We start from the raw sequence: 17,383 nt of genomic DNA, 5'->3' as shown, positions 1-17,383 counted from the left end.
AAATGGCGCATAAAGCGCCTTCCGTCCGCCATCCAGGCAAATCCATTCGTGAGGAACGCCAGCCGATGAAATTGCATGAACGCTGCCAGAAAGTGTCCGGCATCACCCGCCACCTGAGGGATGCGGGAATATACCCCTACTTCCGCCCCATCAACCGCTCCTGGGGCACCGAGGTGGAGGTCGCCGGGAAACGCCTGGTGATGATCGGCTCCAACGACTACCTGGGACTGGCCCATGACGCCCGCGTCAAGGAAGCCGCCGCCCAGGCCATCTTCCGCATGGGCACCGGCCCCGGCGGCTCGCGCTTCCTCTCGGGCAACATGGTGCTGCACCAGACCCTGGAAGAACGCTTGGCCGCCTTCGTGGGCAAGAAGCGCGCCGTGCTGCACGTCACCGGGTTCTCCACCAACCTGGGCGCCCTGGGCTGCCTGCTCACCCCCAGCGACTACGTGCTCTGCGACCGCGAAAACCACGCCTCCATCTTCGCGGGCCTGGGCGGCACCAAGAAAATGGGCACCTTCGTCCACAACGACGCCGGGTCCGCCGCCCGCAAGATCGCCTCGGAGATGGCCAAGCCCGACTTCGACGGACAGGTGCTGCTCATCACCGAGGGCATCTTCTCCATGTCCGGCGACGTGGCGGTCATGGACGAGCTGGCCGGGCTCAAGAAACAGTTCCCTGACCTGCTCGTCTACCTGGACGACGCACACGGCCTGGGCGTGCTGGGCCCTAATGGGCGGGGCACGGCCGAGCACTTCGGCGTCACCGCCCAGACCGACTTCATCATGGGCACCTTCTCCAAGGCGTTCGCCTCCATCGGCGGCTTCATCGCCTCGGACCACGTGGACGTGCTCGAATACATCCAACACCAGTCGCGCACCCAGATCTTCTCCGCGGCCCTGCCCGCGGCCAGCGCCACCGCCGCGCTCACCTGCATCGACATCCTCGAGGCCGAGCCCGAGCGAGTTACGCGCCTGCACTCCATCACCGCCCGCATGCGCAAGGCCTACAACGAGATGGGGCTTCGCATCACCCAGTCGCTCTCGCCCATCATCCCCATCACCATCGGCTCCGACGAGAAGGCGTTCATGTTCGCCCAGGAGCTCTTCGACAGGGGAATCTTCGCCCTGCCGGCCATCTATCCGGCCGTGCCGCGCGGGCAGGCGCTCATCCGCACCGCCTGCATGTCCACCCACGAGGACAGGCAGCTGGACTTCGTGCTGGAGGTCATGGACGAGATGGCGCGCAAGTACCGCATCCGCATCCAGGACCAGGACGAGGTCGCGGCCGAGGAAGAAGCGGCGGCCGGACAGGCCTCCACCATCGCCGGAGCGCGCTCCAGCCAGTCCTTGTTGTAACCATACCGTTATTCGGATAGTCTAATCAGGTGGCGGCACGGGCCGCCCCTATGAGAAGCATGGCAAACAAATCACTGCAAAGCCTCCGGGCAGCGGGTTTTCTCCCTCCCGACCGCGGGACGAGACTCCTGCGCTTCCGGGACCTTATCCGCATCAGCTTCCGCGAGGTTCTGCGCAAGCGCCGCCGCTACATAGGCGTCATGGCCGCCATCGCCCTGGGCACCGCCGGTTTCATCACCATCGTCACCATGGGCCGCGACCTCAAGGCCAACTTCAACAACGACCTGGACCTCCTAGGCGGCGCGACCATCATCGCCGCCCACTTCGATCCCCAGATGTACGACCGCCAGGAATGGTTTCGCTCCGGCACCATCGCGGCTGTGGAGCAGATCCCGGGGGTCAAGGAGGTCACCAAGAGCAGGCTGCGCTCCGGGGCCACCACCACCTACCAGGAAAAGGTCTACGGCTTCAACCTGCTGGGCGTGGACGCCAACTACTGGTCGCTGTTCTCCTTCACGCCCCGCCTGGGCAGGCTCTTCACCGCCGAGGACATCGCCCTGGGCAACAAGGTGTGCGTGCTCGGCCAGGACCTGGCCAAAACCATCTTCGGCTCCCCCGAGGCCGCCATCGGCCAGATGCTCAGCCTGGACAACAACCTCTACCACGTGGTGGGCATCATCGGCGGCGTGCGCGCGGCCGACAAGACCCTCATGGCCTTTTTGCCCATCACCACGGCCCAGGCCCGCATCCCCAACATCTCGGAGATCTCGAGCCTGTACATCCGCTGCAACACCTGGGACGACGTGGCCCCCGTGGCCGCCGCCCTGGAGTCCGTCATCCCCGCCAACCAGTCCAACAAGGGCCTGCGCATCCAGGTGGGCTGGGAGCCCCTGCAGCAGGTGCAGCGCATGTTCTGGTGGGTGAGCCTGTTCATCTACGCCTCCATCGGCGCCACCCTGGTGCTGGGCGGCTTCGGCATCTGGAACATCATGATGGCGGCGGTCACGGCCCGCACCCGCGAGATCGGCCTGAAAAAGGCCATGGGCGCGGAAGACTCCGACATCCTGTGGCAGTTTCTCTTCGAGGCCCTCACCGTCACCTTCTCCTCCGCCTTCCTGGGCGTGCTCATCGGGCGCGTGGGCATCGAATACATGAGCCGCATGCTCGGCTCGAGCCCCCCAGAGGGCCTTTTCTTCCTGTGCCTCTCGGCCGGCCTGGCCTTCGCCGCCGTGCTGGGAGTCGGCTCGGGACTCTATCCCTCCATCCGGGCCAGCCGGATGCAGGTCGTGGACGCCATGCGTTATGAATAACAGCGAACTCGTCATCGACATCCAGCACCTGACCAAGGACTACAACTCGGGGGCGGAGAAGATCTCCGTGCTCAAGGACATCAACCTCGAGGTCCGCCGGGGCGAGATGGTGGCCATCATGGGCCCATCCGGCTCGGGCAAGTCCACGCTGCTCTTCATCCTGGGCATTTTCCAGCCCGCCACCAGCGGCGTGTACAATGTGGCCGGTGTGGACGTGCTGTCGCTGGACCGCGACGCCCAGGCGATATTCCGCCGCGAGAAGATGGGCTTCGTGTTCCAGAGCTGCGATTTGCTCGAGAATTCCACGGTATACGAGAATTTGGAGTTGCCCCTGATCTATACCGGGGTTAAACGCCGGGAACGGCCCGACATGATCATGGAGGCCCTGCAACGGGTCAACCTGGAGCACCGGGTGCGCCAGCCCTCCAACCGCCTGTCGGGCGGCGAACGCCAGCGCGTGTCCATCGCGCGCGCCCTGGTGAACGAACCCGAGTTCATCCTGGCCGACGAGCCCACCGGACAGCTCGACCAGGCCAACTCTGAACGCGTCATGGATTACTTCGTGAAAATCACCGAGGAGGCCAGGGTCGCCATGGTCATCGTCACCCACGACGCGGCCACGGCCGAGCGCTGCTCCCGGAAAAGCCTTTTGTCCGAAGGACTGCTCAAGCCCTATTAGCCCTGGAGAGACATGATGCACCGCACAGCTGGCCCGGTTAGGCTCCCGTCCGGATTCAAAACCCTGGCCGTCCTGGCCTGCCTCGCCCTGGCCTGGGCCTGTCCGGCCATGGCCCAGCAGACCAAGGGCGCCACGGTGAAGTCGGGCGAGGTCAAGCCCTTGCAGTCCGAGACGCTGCCCACCGCCCCTCCGGCCAAGGCCACCGAAACGGCCCAGCCCGCTCCCGCCAAGGGCCAGGACATGGCTCCTCCCATGGACTCCTCCAAGGAGATGTCCACCACCGTCAAGGAGCCCGCCGATTTCAACGAATGCGTGCGCGTGGCCCTGGTGCAGTCGCCCATGCTGGTGAAATCCGCCCTGGAGATCGAAACCAAGCGCCTGGACGTCCAGGACGCCTGGGGCACCTTCATTCCCACCATCAGCATCAACACCACCTACTGGTTCCGCATGCCCACCAAGACCGACGGAACCACGGACAAGCCCTACACCATCAGCTTCTCCACCAGCCAGTGGAACCCCATTCTGGCCGGGTTCGACGTCAAGGCCAAGAACCAGATGACCAACATCGCAGTTCTGGGCCACCTCAAGGTCATCGGCGAGGGTCTCAAGCGTCTGGCCTCCGACTTCCTCCAACTCTCGGCCATGCAGGAGCAGAAGGAAGTGGTGAAGAAGAAGCAGGAACTGGCCAAGCAGAACCTCGAGTTCTTCAAGACCAGGCTCGGCATGGGCCAGGCCACCCAGTTGGACATCCGCATCGCCGAAACCCGCATCCAGATGACCAAGGCCGAGGACGACAAGGTCAACTCCATGCGGGCCATGGTCATGGACGACATCAAGTTCATCCTGGGCGTGCCCTTCACCAACAAGCTCGATCTGGACGTGGCCGCCGCCAAGAAACAGATCCTGGGCAAGTTCAGCCCGGCCGACGTCACCGACGAGAAGGTCCGCGCCTACTCCTTCGACCTGCGCATCCAGGAGTACGAGAAGAACCTTCAGAAGATGAACATCGGCCTGTCCTACGTGAAGCTCCTGCCCACCTTCGGTTTCACCTTCCAGACCGTGGACGCCTTCAACAACACCAGCACCAGCAGCAACAAGAGCGGCTTCCCCTTCTATCCCGGCATCAACATCAGCATGCCGCTGGACTACTGGACCAGGGGCCGCGAGATCGCCCGCCAGTACAAGAAGATGGACCAGGTCTACGCCGGCGCGCGGGCCAAGGAGTTCGAGCTCATGGTCAGCGTGCAGAAGGCCATGTCCGACTACCAGGCCACCACGGCCGACTTCACCCTGGCCAACTCCAAGATGGAGCTCAACAAGCTCCAGGACGAGCAGACCGAATACCGCTACAAGACCGGCCAGGTGGACTTCGACAAGTACGTCACCGACCGCAACGAATTCTACGAGGCGCGGCAGAAAATGATCCTGGAGCAGACCAAGCGCGACGTCGCGCTCCTCACCCTCAAGCACCTCACCGGCGACCTCCAGGGCCAGTACGTCGACGTCGCCGCCTGGGAGAAATAAGCGATGACGATACGTTCACTTTGCCTCACTCTGGCCCTTGCGCTCCTGCCCTGCGCGGCCCACGCCCAGAACCAGGCGCAGGCCCCGGCCGCGCCGCAGCAGGCCAAGCCCGTCGACCCCTCTCCTCTGGCTCAGGAGATCATCTTCGCCGGCAAGCTTTACAGCCCGCTGAAGCTTTCCGTCACCCTGCCCTACACCTCGCAGATCATGTCCATGCCCGTGGCCATCGGTCAGAAGGTGAAGAAGGACGACGTGCTGGCCACTTTCGAGATCCCGCTGGAAACGCGCATGTCCGAGAAGCGCACCCTGTCCCTGGCGTCGGTCAAGGATCTGGAGCACCAGCTGGCCACCACCGCCCGGGACATCGACAAGCTGCGCGTCAAGCGCAAGGAACTCGAGGTCATGGAGAAGCAGAACATGGCCACCTCCCAGGCGCTCGCCCAGAACGCCCAGGAGATCGACGTGCTCGAAAAGCAGCGCGTGGCCCAGCAGGAGAAGCTCGCGGTGGAGAAGGAACAGGCCCAGCAGCGCCTGGATCTGGCCCGCGACCGCTTCGGTCCCAAGGCCAACTTCGGATCGCTGCCGAGCGAAGGCATCATCAAGGCCCCGGTGGACGGCTACGTGCTCTGGATCAACCCCGAGCTGCGCAAGGGCGTGAAGCTCGCCCGTGAGACCGAGCTCTTCCAGGTGGGCGTGCTGGACCCCATCCTCATCCGCGCCCAGGTGCACGAGATCGAGGCCCTGCGCCTGAAGCTGGGCGACCAGGCCAAGGTTGTCTTCGACTCCATCCCCGGGAAGGAATTCACGGCTACGGTCAGCCGCATCCCCTGGGCGCCCCTGCCCACGGCGCTGCAGCAGCCCTCCTACTACGAAATCGAGCTCACCCTGCCCAACGCCGACTATGCCCTCAAGGAGGGTCTCAAGGCGCAGGTGACCATCATCCCCAAGAAATAGCATGACAGCGCGCATCATCCCCGTGTCCTCCAAGCAGGACATGGAAGACTTCATCCAGTTTCCGTTTTCGATCTACGAGGGGGACCCGCATTGGGTCCCCCCCGTCATTCCCCACCTGCGCTCCTTCCTGGACCCCAAGACCGGCCCCTTCTACGAGGTGGGCCAGGTCCAGCTCTTTCTGGCCAAGGACGGGGACAAGGTCGTCGGGCGCATCAGCGCGCACCTGAACTTCGCCTACGAGAAGCACCACGATACCGACACCGGCTTCTTCGGCTTCTTCGAGTGCATCGACGACCAGGACACGGCCAACGCCCTGTTCCAGACCGCCGCCGACTGGGTGAAGGCCCGGGGCAAGACCAAGCTGCACGGGCCGCTCTCGTTCGGCATCTACGACGAGGTGGGGCTTTGCATCCAGGGCTACGGCGAACGCCCGGTGATGTTCCACACCTACAATCCCCCTTACTACGAGAAGCTCGTGGAGAACTGGGGATTCAGGAAGTCCTTCGACTGGTTCGGCTACATCATCGACAAGCTGCCCATGCCCCTGGAAGAGCTCATCAAGCGCCGCGACGACATCATGGCCGCCGCCGGGCTCACCATCACCCAGGGCAAGACCAGCGAATTCATCAAGCGCGGCCCGGAAGTCCTGGAGATGTTCAACACCCTCTGGGACAAGAACTGGGGCCACGTGCCGCTGACCGAGCGCCAGTTCAACGACATCTTCGTGCAGCTCAAACCCGTGCTGCGCCCCGAACTCGTGAGCTTCATCGAGGAAAACGGCGAGATCCTGGCGTTCAGCGTCGTGGCTCCGGACATCAACCACACCCTGCACAAGACCGGCGGCAAGCTGAACTGGCTGGGCATGCTGCGCCTGCTCTACGACTGCCGCATCGCGCCCCTCAAGGCCTCCAGGGCCATCATCATCGGCGTGAAGAAGTCGCACCAGTGGCGCAAGCTCCACTACGCGCTCATCATGAACATCATGATCACCCTGAACCGCTGGAAGAGCGCGGGCGTGTGGTGCGACTGCTCGCTCATCCCCGAGTCGCTGGTGAAGTGGAACAAGACCCTGCAGATGTTCGGCGGCCGCAAGTGGCGTACCTTCAGGCTCTACGACCGGGAAATCTGATCGGGCCGGGAGAGCGGGAGGAATCGCCAGGGAAAGCCTCCGGTGGCCAAAGGGACCAGTCCCTTTGGAATCCCCTTTAGGGGCAACGGGTACGGCTCCGGACCTTTCGGCGGCATCGACAGCATGATCATGGACCATACGAAATCAGGCCCGGCCGAACCGGCTATCCCGGCGTCCCGGTGGCTGGTCGCCCTGGCGGCCAGTGCGGCGGTCTTCTGCCTGGCCCACTGGAAATCCCTGGCCAGCCCGCTGGTCATAAACGACGACCTGCGCCAGCAGATCTTCTGGATGCAGCGCTGGCTCGACCCGGCCCTCTATCCGCCGGACCTCCTGAACGCCTACTCCGAAGCCTACGTCCCGTGGGGCGTGAAGTTCCTGTACTGGTGCGGATCGTGGTTCATGAACCCGCTGCAGTTCAGCAAGGTGGTCACGGGCGCGCTCTACTGTGCGCAGTGCCTGCTTCTCATGGGGCTGGGCCGCCGCCTGGGCGGAAGGGACGCGGGGTGGGCCGCGCTGGCTGCAGGCTGGCTCATGCCGTTCTTCCTGGACAACATGGCGGGCGGACTTTCACGCGCCTTTGCCAGCCCCTTGCTGGCCGCCTTCGCCCTGGCCTGGCTCCTCGGCAGCGGCACGTGGCTCGGCCGGGTGCTGGCGGCGCAGGCGCTGTTCATCCCGTACATCTTCCTGCCCTGCGCCCTGGCGGTCACGGCCCAGAAAGCCTGGTCCCACGTCAAGGGGCGCCCAGGGGTATGGCTGAACACCCGCAGGCACTGGATCGTCCTGGTGGCTTCAGCCGCGGCCGTGCTGGCCTTCACCCAGGTGTACGCCATGAAGGGCTTCGGGCCCCTGGTCAGCCTGGCTGAAACGGCAGGCAGGCCGGAATTCGGTCCCAAGGGCCGCCTGGACCTGGCGCCGCTGCCCAATCCCTTCCTCGATTTCGTGTATTTTCCCTTCGAGGGCATCGGTCTGTTCAAGGAACTCACCCTGATTCCGGGCATCCTGAGCCTGTGCCTGCTGGCCTGGCCGCTCTGGAAGGGGGCGGGCCAGCTCCCCTGGCGCGAGCTGGCCCGGCGGGCGAAGCCGCTGGCCTGGATCGGCGGGTCGTTCCTCCTCTTTTACGTGATGGCCCGGGCCAGGGCCTTCGCCCTGTTCGTGCCCGACCGCTACGTGCAGTACCCGATCAACCTCTTTTACGCCCTGCTTCTGTCCGCCTGCCTCCGCGCGGCTTGGCGGGCGCGCCGGGCCTGGACCGGGAAAGGCGCGACCGTCGCCCTCCTGGCCGTCTTGGCAGTGGCCGGCGGGGTGCGCCTGATGGGGGTGGGACTCTACGACCTGCGTCCGGACAAGGCGCTCTACGATGGCGTCGAGGCCGCCACGCCCAAGGACGCCCTGGTCGCCGGGCATCCCGACCTCATGGACAATGTCCAGACCTTCGCGAAACGCAACGGCTTCGTGAACACCGAGCTGGCCCAGCCCTGGAGTGTGGGCTACTGGAACCAGATCCGCCCGCGCCTGGACGGGCTCTTCGCCGCCTACTACGCCGAGGACGCAGCCGATGTCGCGGCCTTCGCCAAACACTTCGGCGTGGACTTCCTGCTGGTGGACGAGTCCCACTTCACCCGCGAGTTCCTCACCCGCGACCCCTTCTTCGAGCCCTTCGGCCAGGCCATCAGGGATATGACCCGGGACCGGACGCATTTCGCGGTGCTGGACCAGTCGCGCTTCGCCCGCATCCCCCTGCGGCCGGGAGCTTTCCTCATCGACCTGCGCCCCTATAGCCGGGGCTAGAGCGCCGCCCTTTGAACACCGTCCCGGCTTCGTGCCGTCACAATGCATGGAAATGATTCATCTAGCCAACACAGCGCTACAATTCTGCAAATTGCCGCCCAGGGTTGATGCCCAGGGCTCTCTGGTGTAGTCCGGTCCCCAAGCATGCGAGAACAATCCCTTTCGATCATCATCCCCGTGTTCAACGAGGCGGACAACATCCACCCGCTGCACGAGAAGCTTTCCGAAGTGCTCGACACCATGGGCCGCCCCTACGAGGTCATCATCGTGGACGACGGCTCCACCGACCAGACAGCCGCGCGCCTCAAGGAAGTGGCCCAGGCCGACAACCGGGTGAAGGTCATCCATCTGCGCCGCAACTTCGGCCAGACCCCGGCCATGATGGCGGGCATCGACGCCGCCTCCGGGGATATCCTCATCCCCATGGACGGCGACCTGCAGAACGACCCGGCCGACATCCCCAAGCTCCTGGCCAAGCTGGCCGAAGGCTACGACGTGGTGTCAGGCTGGAGAAAAGACCGCCAGGACCACCCCCTCAAGCGCAACTTCCCTAGCCGGGTGGCCAACTTCATCATCTCCGCCATCTCCGGCGTGCATCTGCACGACTACGGCTGCTCGCTCAAGGCCTACCGCAAGGAGATCATCAAGGGCGTGAAGCTCTACGGCGAGATGCACCGCTTCGTGCCCATCTACGCCACCTGGCAGGGGGCCAAGGTCACCGAGGTGGGCGTCACCCACTATCCGCGAGTTCACGGGGTCTCGAAGTACGGCTTCGAGCGCACCGTCAAGGTCATCCTCGACCTTATCGTTGTGAAGTTCCTGGACAAATACGCTCAGAAGCCCATGTACCTCTTCGGCGGGTTCGGGCTGGTGGCGCTGCTGGTGGCCTTCCTGATGTTTCTGCTCATGCTCTATCTGAAGTTTTTCGCGGGCAAGAGCTTCATCGAGACGCCCCTGCCGCTTACCGTGGTGCTCTTCTTCCTCATGGGGTTCATGTCCATCTTCATGGGGCTCATCGCGGAGATCCTCATGCGAACGTACCACGAGTCCCAGGACAAACCCACCTACATCGTGGACAGGACCCGAAACTGCGACAGCGGGGACTGACCCCCCGTGTGCGGCATCTGCGGTTTCGCCGGGCAAGGCGACCAGGCCGTCCTTGAGGCCATGATGGCCCGCATGGCCCATCGCGGCCCGGACGGCAGCGGCACCTACCGCCACCCCGGCCACAGGCTCTTCTTCGGCCACCTGCGCCTGGCTATCGTGGACCTGGCCGCGGGCGCGCAGCCCATGGCCACCGCCGACGAGCGCCTCACCGTCACCTTCAACGGCGAAATCTACAACCACGCGGAGCTGCGCCGCGAGCTCGAAGCCAAAGGCCACCGCTTCCGCACCAGCCATAGCGACACCGAGGTGCTCCTGCACGGCTACCGGGAATGGGGCGCGTCCCTGCCCGCAAGGCTTAACGGCATGTGGGCCTTCGCCGTGCACGACGCCGAGAAGGGCGAGGTGTTTGTAAGCCGCGACCGCTTCGGCAAGAAGCCGCTCTATTACCACATCCGCCCGGGGTTCTTCGCCTTCGCCTCGGAGCTGTCGGGCCTTGCGAGCCATCCGGCCGTCCCTGATTCCCATGACGAACTGGCGCTTCGCAAATACTTCGCCTACGGCTTCATCCCGGCCCCGAACAGCCTGTACGCCGGGGTGCGCAAGCTGCCGGGCGGGTGCTCCATGCTGGTGTCCCTGAGGGACTTCTCGCACCGCGTGGAGCGCTACTGGTCCTACCGGGTTGAGCCCCTCGACCGGCTTCCGGCCGATCCGGAAGCCGCCTGGGGCGAGGAGATACGCCATCTCCTGGAAAAAGCCGTCGCCCGCCGCCTCATGAGCGACGTGCCCCTGGGGGTGTTCCTTTCGGGCGGCATCGACTCCTCGGCCGTCACCGCCCTGGCCGTTCGGCATGCGAGTTCCCTGCGCACCTTTTCCGTGGGCTTCACCGAGGCGAGCTTCGACGAATCCACCCACAGCCTGCGCGCCGCCAAGCTCTTCGGCACCCTCCACCACCAGGAGACCCTGAGCCTGGACAAGGCCCTGGACATCCTGCCGGACCTGGCCGCGCGCCTGGACGAGCCCATGGGCGACAGTTCGCTGTTGCCCACGTACCTGCTCTGCCGCGAGACCAGGAAGCACGTCACCGTGGCCCTGGGCGGGGATGGGGCCGACGAGCTCTTCGCGGGCTATGACCCCTTCAAGGCCCTGGCCGCGGCCGAGGCATACGCCGCCCTGTGCCCGCGCCCCGTGCACAAGGCCCTCCGGATGCTTGCCGCGCGCCTGCCCGTGGGCCACTCCAACATGCACGTCTCCTTCAAGGTGAACCGCTTCCTGTCCGGGCTCTCCCACCCGAAAAAGCTCTGGAACCCCGTTTGGCTCGGCCCGGCGGACCCGGCCATGCTCTCGGAGCTCTTCGCCGCGCCCTGCGACCCCGAGGAGGTCTACAGCGAGGCCATAGAGGCCTGGGACGAGACCCCGGCCAAGGACCTCACCGACAAGACTCTTGAGTTCTACGCCCGCTTCTACCTGCAGGACGCCATCCTGACCAAGGTGGACCGGGCCAGCATGCTGAACTCCCTGGAGGTGCGCGCCCCCTTCCTGGACATCGAGCTGGTGGACCTGGCCCGGCGCATCCCCCACCGCTTCAAGTTCTCGAACGGGCAGGGCAAGTCCATCCTGAAGAAGGCCCTGGAGCCTGTCCTGCCGGCCGACATCCTACACCGCAAGAAGAAGGGCTTCGGCGCTCCCGTGGGCCTGTGGTTCCACGAGGGACGCCTGCGCCTGGACACGGCGTCCCTGCCCGGATGCATCGACCGCTCCCGCGCCGCCCGCCTGGAGGACGAACACCGCTCGGGCAAGGCGGACCACCGCCTGGCCCTGTGGAACCTCTGGGTGCTTGGCCGCCACCAGCGCAGGAGCGCCGCGTGACTCGCCCGCGCGCCCTTGCCGCGCGGCCAGGCATGCGTCCTCGTGGAGCGCGTCCATGATCCTCTGGTCCAACCTGGAATACGTCACCCTGCGCCTGGTGCGCCGCTTCCTGTTCAGCGGCGCGGTGCTGGACCGCATCGGCGCGTTCATTCCCTACTGGCGGGTGAACCAGGGACGCCTGGACCCCGAACCCATCGTCACCGCCTACCAGCGCCTGGCGCGGGAGGCCGGCGTCGCCATCCGGGGGACGCGCGTGGTGGAACTGGGCTGCGGCGCGGCGAACGGCACGGGCCATGAATGGATCGCCCGCTTTGGGGGCTCCTGGACGGGCGTGGAGCCCTTTGCGCCCTTTGACGCGGAACTGGACGCGTGGATTGCCCAGGACGTCTCACGGCGCCATCCAGGGGGATTAACGGGCCTGGGGGGACGGGTGGACCGGGTGCGCGACCTGGACGCCCTGGAGTCCGGCAGCGCGGACCTCATCGTGTCCAACTCGGTGCTGGAGCACGTGGCCGACCCGATCGCCTGCTTCCGCCAGTGCCACCGGGTGCTGGCCTCGGGCGGGACCATGCTGCACCGGGTGGACTATCGCGACCATTTCTTCAAATATCCCTTTCACTTCCTGACGTTCTCCCAGGCCGCCTGGGACAACTTCCTGGACCCGGGCGATCTGCCGCGCCACCGTTTGGACGACCATCTGGCCGCCCTGTCCTGCTGCGGCTTCGAGGCGGAGGTCGTGGAGCGCAGCGCCGACCCCGACGGTCTGGCCGCCGTGGCCCCTTTCCTGGCCCCCGAGTTCGCTTCGCGAAACCGCGACATCCTGGCCACCACCACCGCCTCCATCGTGTGCAGGAAACCCGCCTGATGCGCATCCTGCTGGTCAACTACGAGTACCCGCCCCTGGGCGGCGGCGCGGGCAACGCCACTGCCCACATTGCCCGGGAGATGGCCCGGCAGGGACACGACGTGCTGGTGGTCACCTCGGCCTTCGGAGATTTTCCCCGCAACGAACGTGTCGACGGCTTCACCGTCCGGCGCATCCCCACCGTGCGCCGTTTCGAGGAGAAGTGCGCCAGCTGGGAGATGGCCGTGTTCATGGCCACCGCCTGCGTCTACGTCCCGCTCTACGCAAGGTCCTTCAAGCCCGACGCCTGCGTGGCCTTTTTCGGCATCCCAAGCGGGCCGTCGGCCTGGGTCCTCAAGGCCCTTCGCGGCGTTCCCTACGTGGTGTCGCTGCGGGGGGGCGACGTGCCGGGCTTCCAGCCTTACGACCTGGCCCGCATGCACGCCCTCACCGGCCCGGCCATCCGGTTCCTGTGGCGCAAGGCCGGGGCCGTGGTGCCAAACAGCGCAGGGCTTGCGGCCCTGGCCCGAGCCTTCGAGCCGAACCTCAATTATCCGGTGATCCCCAACGGCGCGGACACCGAGCTTTTCCACCCCCGCGAGGAAGCGCGCAGGCCCGGCCCCGTGCGGCTTTTCTTCCACGGTCGCGTGGTCTACCAGAAAGGCCTGGACACGGTGCTCGACGCCCTGGGCCGGCTTCAGGACTCCTCCCTCTGGGAGCTGCACATCGCGGGCGATGGCCCCCAGCGCCCTGAACTCGAGACCCGGGCCAGGGAGCTCGGCATCGAGGCCAAGGTGTTCTTCCGGGGCTGGATGCGCCGTCCGCAGCTGGCCGAGGTGCTGCGCGACATGGACGTGTTCGTGTTCGCATCCCGCGACGAGGGCATGCCCAACGCCGTGCTCGAGGCCATGGCCTCGGGGCTGCCCGTGGTGGCCACCCGCATCGCCGGAAACGAAGAGCTGGTCGTGCCGGAAGAATCAGGCCTGCTGGTCGCGCCGGATTCGCCCGGGGAACTGTGCGTGGCCCTGGCCCGGCTTATCGGAACCGGCGGGGACGAAGCGCAAACGATGCGCTCGCGCATGGGCCGCGCCGGACGAGGCCGGGTGGAGCGCGACTACTCCTGGGGCGGCGTGGCCGCGCGCTACCTGGACCTGTGCGCCAGGCTCGCCTCAAGATCCCGCCGCCCATGACCGTGGCCCCGCCCTGGCCGGAATTTTCCCTGCGCCAGGTCATGGAATCGGCCGGAGAGGGCCCGGGCCGGGCGCCACGACAGGGCGTGCGCATTCTTCGCCTGCACGCAACTAGAAACGCTTTTTCGCCCCGGCCAGCGTTTCAAGAACGTTACTTGTTATACTAGGAACACCCGTATGTGCGGCATCGCCGGAATCATCGCCCCTGCCGGGGCCACTCCCGGGCGCGAAACCCTCGCTGCCATGGCCTCCGCCATCGCCCACCGGGGGCCCGACGGCGAGGGCTTCTTTACGCGCGGGCGGGCCGGGCTTGCCCACCGCCGCCTGGCCATCATCGACTTGGCCACCGGGGACCAGCCCATGTGCAACGAGGACGGGTCCCTGTGGATCGTCTTCAACGGCGAGATATACAACCACCTGGACCTGCGCCGCGACCTGGAAGCCAAGGGTCACCGCTTCGCCACCGCAAGCGACACCGAAGCCATCCTGCATGCCTTCGAGGAGTACGGCCCGGCCTGCGTCGAACGCCTGCGCGGCATGTTCGCCTTCGCCGTCTGGGACGAGCGCGGCCAGTCCCTGTTCGCCGCGCGCGACCGCCTGGGCAAGAAGCCCTTCTACTACTGCCTGCACCAGGGGCATTTGCTCTTCGCCTCGGAACCGGCCTCGCTTCTGGCCTTCCCGGGCGTGAGCCGCGAGCCGGACCTCGAGGCGCTGGGCCTCTATTTGAGCCTGCAGTACGTGCCTGACCCGCTCTGCGCCTTCAAGGCCCTGCGAAAGCTCCCCCCGGCCCACCACCTCGCCTGGAAGGACGGCCGCCTGGACACGGCCCGCTACTGGAGCCTCGCCTTCGAGCCCAAGTTCACCGCAGGCGAGGACCAGCTGGCCGAGGAGCTGCGCGAGCGCCTCACCGAGGCCACTCGCATCCGGCTCATGTCCGACGTGCCCCTGGGCGCGCACCTCTCCGGCGGCATAGACTCGAGCATCGTGGTGGCCCTCATGTCCCGGCTCTCGGACGAGCCGGTGAAGACCTTCTCCATCGGCTTTGCGGAGGCGGCCTTTTCGGAACTCCACAAGGCCCGCGCCATGGCCGCCCGCTACGGAACGGACCACAGCGAGTTCATGGTGGAGTACGGCCACGTGCCGAGCACCCTGGAGCAGGTGGTCGCCCACGTGGGCGAACCCTTCGCCGACCCCTCGGCCCTGCCCTCGTACTTCCTGGCCCGGGAAACCAGGACCAAGGTCACCGTGGCCCTGAACGGCGACGGCGGGGACGAACTGTTTGCGGGCTACCAGCGCTACTGGCTGGACCCCCTGGTCGCGCCCTATGCCGCCCTGCCCCGCTTCGTCACCCAGGGCCTCGTCCCGGCCCTGCTTGCCGCGTGGCCGCAAGCCGGCGACCGGCCGATCGAATCCGACTGGGTGGCCGGGCTCAAGCGTCTGGCCCAGGTGGCGGCGATCAGCCCCAAGGCCAGCATCGTGCGCTGGGGGTCCTATTTCACCCCTGAGGCCGCCGGGAGGCTCTGGAGGCCCGAGGTCCGGCCCAGCGTCGACGCCCTGGACCTGCTCGCCCGGCTGTTCGACGGCGCCCGCGCCAACACCTTCCTGGACCGCACCCTGGCCACGGACCTCGGCTCCTACCTGCCGGGAGACCTGCTGGTGAAGGCCGACCGCATGGCCATGGCCCACGGCCTGGAAGGGCGTTCGCCACTCCTGGACCACGAACTGGCCGAGTGGGCCGCCCGCCTCCCGGCTCGCCTCAAAATGCGCGGTCGCACCGGCAAGTACCTGCTGCGCAAGGCCTTCGCGGATCTCTTGCCCCCCGAGGTCACGGCCCAGGGCAAGCAGGGCTTCGGCATCCCCGTGGGCAAGTGGATGCGCGAGGGGCTTTCGGGCTGGAGCCGAGAACTGCTCCTGGGCGGGGTGGCCGTCGCGCGCCTGTTCAGGCGAGAGGAGATCGCCCGCCTGCTGGACGAGCACGCGCGGGGGCGGATCGACCACGGCAAGCGTCTCTGGGCCCTGGCCTGCCTGGAGCTGTGGCTGCGCCGGTTTTCAGCGCTCTAGTGTCACGCCATCAAGATTCGTTCAGACTCCCTGCGGGAATGACAACCCTCAATACTTTGTTTTATTTTTGCAGAACAGGTTCCTGCTTTTCAAAGCCGGACACCGGGAGGGGTTCCCAAAGAGGAGGATATTTTTGATGCGTGAGCATGATTATTTGGTCCGCAAGGCGAGCCTTGACGACATAGCCTCCCTGTCCGACTTGTTCCTCGAGTTCATTGGCCGGCCTTCCAATGCCGACTCCCTCAAGAAGCGAATCGAAATCATTTCAAACAATCCGCTCTATTTTGTGGCCGTCGCCTGCGACAGCCACAAAGTCATTGGAACGGCAATGGGAATAGTGTGCCATGACCTTGTCGGGAATTGCGATCCGTTTCTTTTGATCGAAAACGTGGTCGTTTTGCCCAGCCATCGAGGCAAAAACGCCGGGAAACTGCTCGTGAACTCCCTGGAAGAATTCGGGCGGCTGAACAACTGCAATTACGCCGTGCTCGTCTCCGACGAGAAGCGGACCCGGGCTCATGGATTCTATCAATCCCTCGGCTACGCCGGGCATGCGGGGTTCAAAAAGCGGTTGAAGTCACAAACGGAAGGGTAAGGAGCGCGTCCACGCCGCCAGGAAACCTGCACGAGCCTGCCCCTCCGGAGTCCGTGTTGCCATTTGATGACGAAGGCGGCCGGGTCGGACGCGCCGCCTGCCGCAATGTGACGGGCCGGGAGCCCTTCATGGGCCGGTGATGTACGCCAAGGCCCGCTGTGCGGCCTCCCGGCAGTCGCCGTAGGCATCGCAGCAGGCTTCATCCAACGCATCCTCGACGTCGTCCAGGGGCGGCAGGACCGGCAGCTCAGGCAGCTCCAGGGCGGAAAAATCCACGGGGTGGAAGGCCATGGACTCATCGAGCCTGCAGACGTCCTCCCCCACCATGCCACCCATCACGGCCTCCCTCTCGGACGCCGACGGATCGAGCGATTTCGCGTAGCTCAGCACCGAGGACGGGCACTGGGCGGTGTTCACGGTGGCCACCTCCCTGTTGATCTGCTCGGCCATGTCCCTGAGCGCGAAATAGTTGGGCAGGACGATCTTCTTTTTCGGGTTCTTGGGGTCGGTGCCGTAGCACCCCTCCATGTAGTCCTGTGTGGCCTGGCGCAAGGCCCGGTAGGCGTAGCGGACGCTCTTGCGGTAACGCCCGCGCGCCGTGAGGGCGAACTGGGGCTTGAAGTGCCAGGGCTCCCCGGCCTGGTTCGCGATCGCAGGGATCTCCCCCGGGTCCACGCCGATCCGCCGCAGGAATCCGGCCGTCCGGGCGTCATCGGCCAGAAGCATGCAGAACGTCCTCCACCGCCGCAGGGCCTTGACCGCGTAGGAACGGACTTCGCCGGACAGCCGGGCGAAGCCCTCCATCCGGGTCTCCAGTTCACGGCGGCGGGTAAAGAAATTCTCCGCCATCTCCGTCATGGTTTCGCTATAAAAGTCGTCCATGAAGCTCTTGTTTTCCGGCATCCCGGCCTCCTTCCGGCCATGCGCCCTTCCTACGGCCCTGCAAACGGATTGGCAAGCCCTCGGCGTCCCGGGCAT

At 65.8% G+C, this 17,383-nt stretch carries 14 protein-coding genes; 13 read left to right on the top strand and 1 reads right to left on the bottom strand.

Annotated features, from left to right (window positions below; translation table 11 throughout):
- Nucleotides 1–65: 65 nt before the first annotated feature.
- The 13 genes from ML540_RS14185 to ML540_RS14125 all read left to right on the top strand — a co-directional run bounded on the left by ML540_RS14185 (nt 66) and on the right by ML540_RS14125 (nt 16,405).
- On the top strand, nt 66–1,358 hold the full coding sequence (locus ML540_RS14185; protein WP_243362340.1) for an aminotransferase class I/II-fold pyridoxal phosphate-dependent enzyme: 1,293 nt from the start codon (nt 66–68) through the stop codon (nt 1,356–1,358).
- A 59-nt stretch (nt 1,359–1,417) separates the two neighbouring features.
- Nucleotides 1,418–2,668, top strand: coding sequence for an ABC transporter permease (locus ML540_RS14180; RefSeq protein ID WP_243362332.1), 1,251 nt, complete (start codon nt 1,418–1,420; stop codon nt 2,666–2,668).
- On the top strand, nt 2,661–3,347 hold the full coding sequence (locus ML540_RS14175; RefSeq protein WP_243362331.1) for an ABC transporter ATP-binding protein: 687 nt from the start codon (nt 2,661–2,663) through the stop codon (nt 3,345–3,347). The genes ML540_RS14180 and ML540_RS14175 overlap by 8 nt, the downstream gene beginning before the upstream one ends.
- 15 nt (nt 3,348–3,362) lie before the next feature.
- Entirely contained in the window at nt 3,363–4,871 is a 1,509-nt protein-coding gene (locus tag ML540_RS14170; RefSeq protein ID WP_243362329.1) for a TolC family protein, read from the top strand.
- 3 nt (nt 4,872–4,874) lie between these two features.
- Nucleotides 4,875–5,825: an efflux RND transporter periplasmic adaptor subunit gene (locus ML540_RS14165; RefSeq protein ID WP_243362327.1), complete on the top strand. Its 951-nt coding sequence runs from the start codon at nt 4,875–4,877 to the stop codon at nt 5,823–5,825.
- 1 nt (nt 5,826) lies between these two features.
- Nucleotides 5,827–6,954 carry a hypothetical protein gene (locus tag ML540_RS14160; protein ID WP_243362319.1) on the top strand — a complete coding sequence of 376 codons (1,128 nt, stop codon included), beginning with the start codon at nt 5,827–5,829 and terminating at the stop codon, nt 6,952–6,954.
- A 123-nt stretch (nt 6,955–7,077) separates the two neighbouring features.
- Nucleotides 7,078–8,742, top strand: coding sequence for a hypothetical protein (locus tag ML540_RS14155; protein ID WP_243362317.1), 1,665 nt, complete (start codon nt 7,078–7,080; stop codon nt 8,740–8,742).
- Between the two features lie 144 nt (nt 8,743–8,886).
- Nucleotides 8,887–9,849, top strand: coding sequence for a glycosyltransferase family 2 protein (locus ML540_RS14150; protein WP_243362315.1), 963 nt, complete (start codon nt 8,887–8,889; stop codon nt 9,847–9,849).
- A 6-nt stretch (nt 9,850–9,855) separates the two neighbouring features.
- Nucleotides 9,856–11,715, top strand: coding sequence for an asparagine synthase (glutamine-hydrolyzing) (asnB, locus tag ML540_RS14145; protein WP_243362313.1), 1,860 nt, complete (start codon nt 9,856–9,858; stop codon nt 11,713–11,715).
- Nucleotides 11,716–11,770: 55 nt separating this feature from the next.
- Nucleotides 11,771–12,580 (top strand): class I SAM-dependent methyltransferase, encoded by an 810-nt coding sequence (locus tag ML540_RS14140; protein WP_243362311.1) that lies wholly within the window; start codon nt 11,771–11,773, stop codon nt 12,578–12,580.
- The gene (locus ML540_RS14135) at nt 12,580–13,749 is read left to right on the top strand and encodes a glycosyltransferase family 4 protein (RefSeq protein WP_243362304.1); all 1,170 of its coding nucleotides are present in this window, start codon (nt 12,580–12,582) and stop codon (nt 13,747–13,749) included. The genes ML540_RS14140 and ML540_RS14135 overlap by 1 nt, the downstream gene beginning before the upstream one ends.
- 177 nt (nt 13,750–13,926) lie before the next feature.
- Complete coding sequence (asnB, locus tag ML540_RS14130; RefSeq protein ID WP_243362301.1) at nt 13,927–15,810, top strand: asparagine synthase (glutamine-hydrolyzing); 1,884 nt, start codon at nt 13,927–13,929, stop codon at nt 15,808–15,810.
- 136 nt (nt 15,811–15,946) lie between these two features.
- Nucleotides 15,947–16,405 carry a GNAT family N-acetyltransferase gene (locus ML540_RS14125; RefSeq protein ID WP_243362299.1) on the top strand — a complete coding sequence of 153 codons (459 nt, stop codon included), beginning with the start codon at nt 15,947–15,949 and terminating at the stop codon, nt 16,403–16,405.
- 126 nt (nt 16,406–16,531) lie between these two features.
- On the opposite strand, the gene ML540_RS14120 is transcribed toward ML540_RS14125, so the two are convergent.
- Nucleotides 16,532–17,308 (bottom strand): hypothetical protein, encoded by a 777-nt coding sequence (locus ML540_RS14120; RefSeq protein WP_243362290.1) that lies wholly within the window; start codon nt 17,306–17,308, stop codon nt 16,532–16,534.
- Nucleotides 17,309–17,383: the final 75 nt, after the last annotated feature.

The sequence above is a fragment of the Fundidesulfovibrio terrae genome, assembly GCF_022808915.1.
In the GTDB taxonomy this organism is placed as follows: domain Bacteria; phylum Desulfobacterota; class Desulfovibrionia; order Desulfovibrionales; family Desulfovibrionaceae; genus Fundidesulfovibrio; species Fundidesulfovibrio terrae.
Note: the sequence above shows the minus strand (reverse complement) of the source record. Positions and strands in the feature narration are given on the sequence as shown.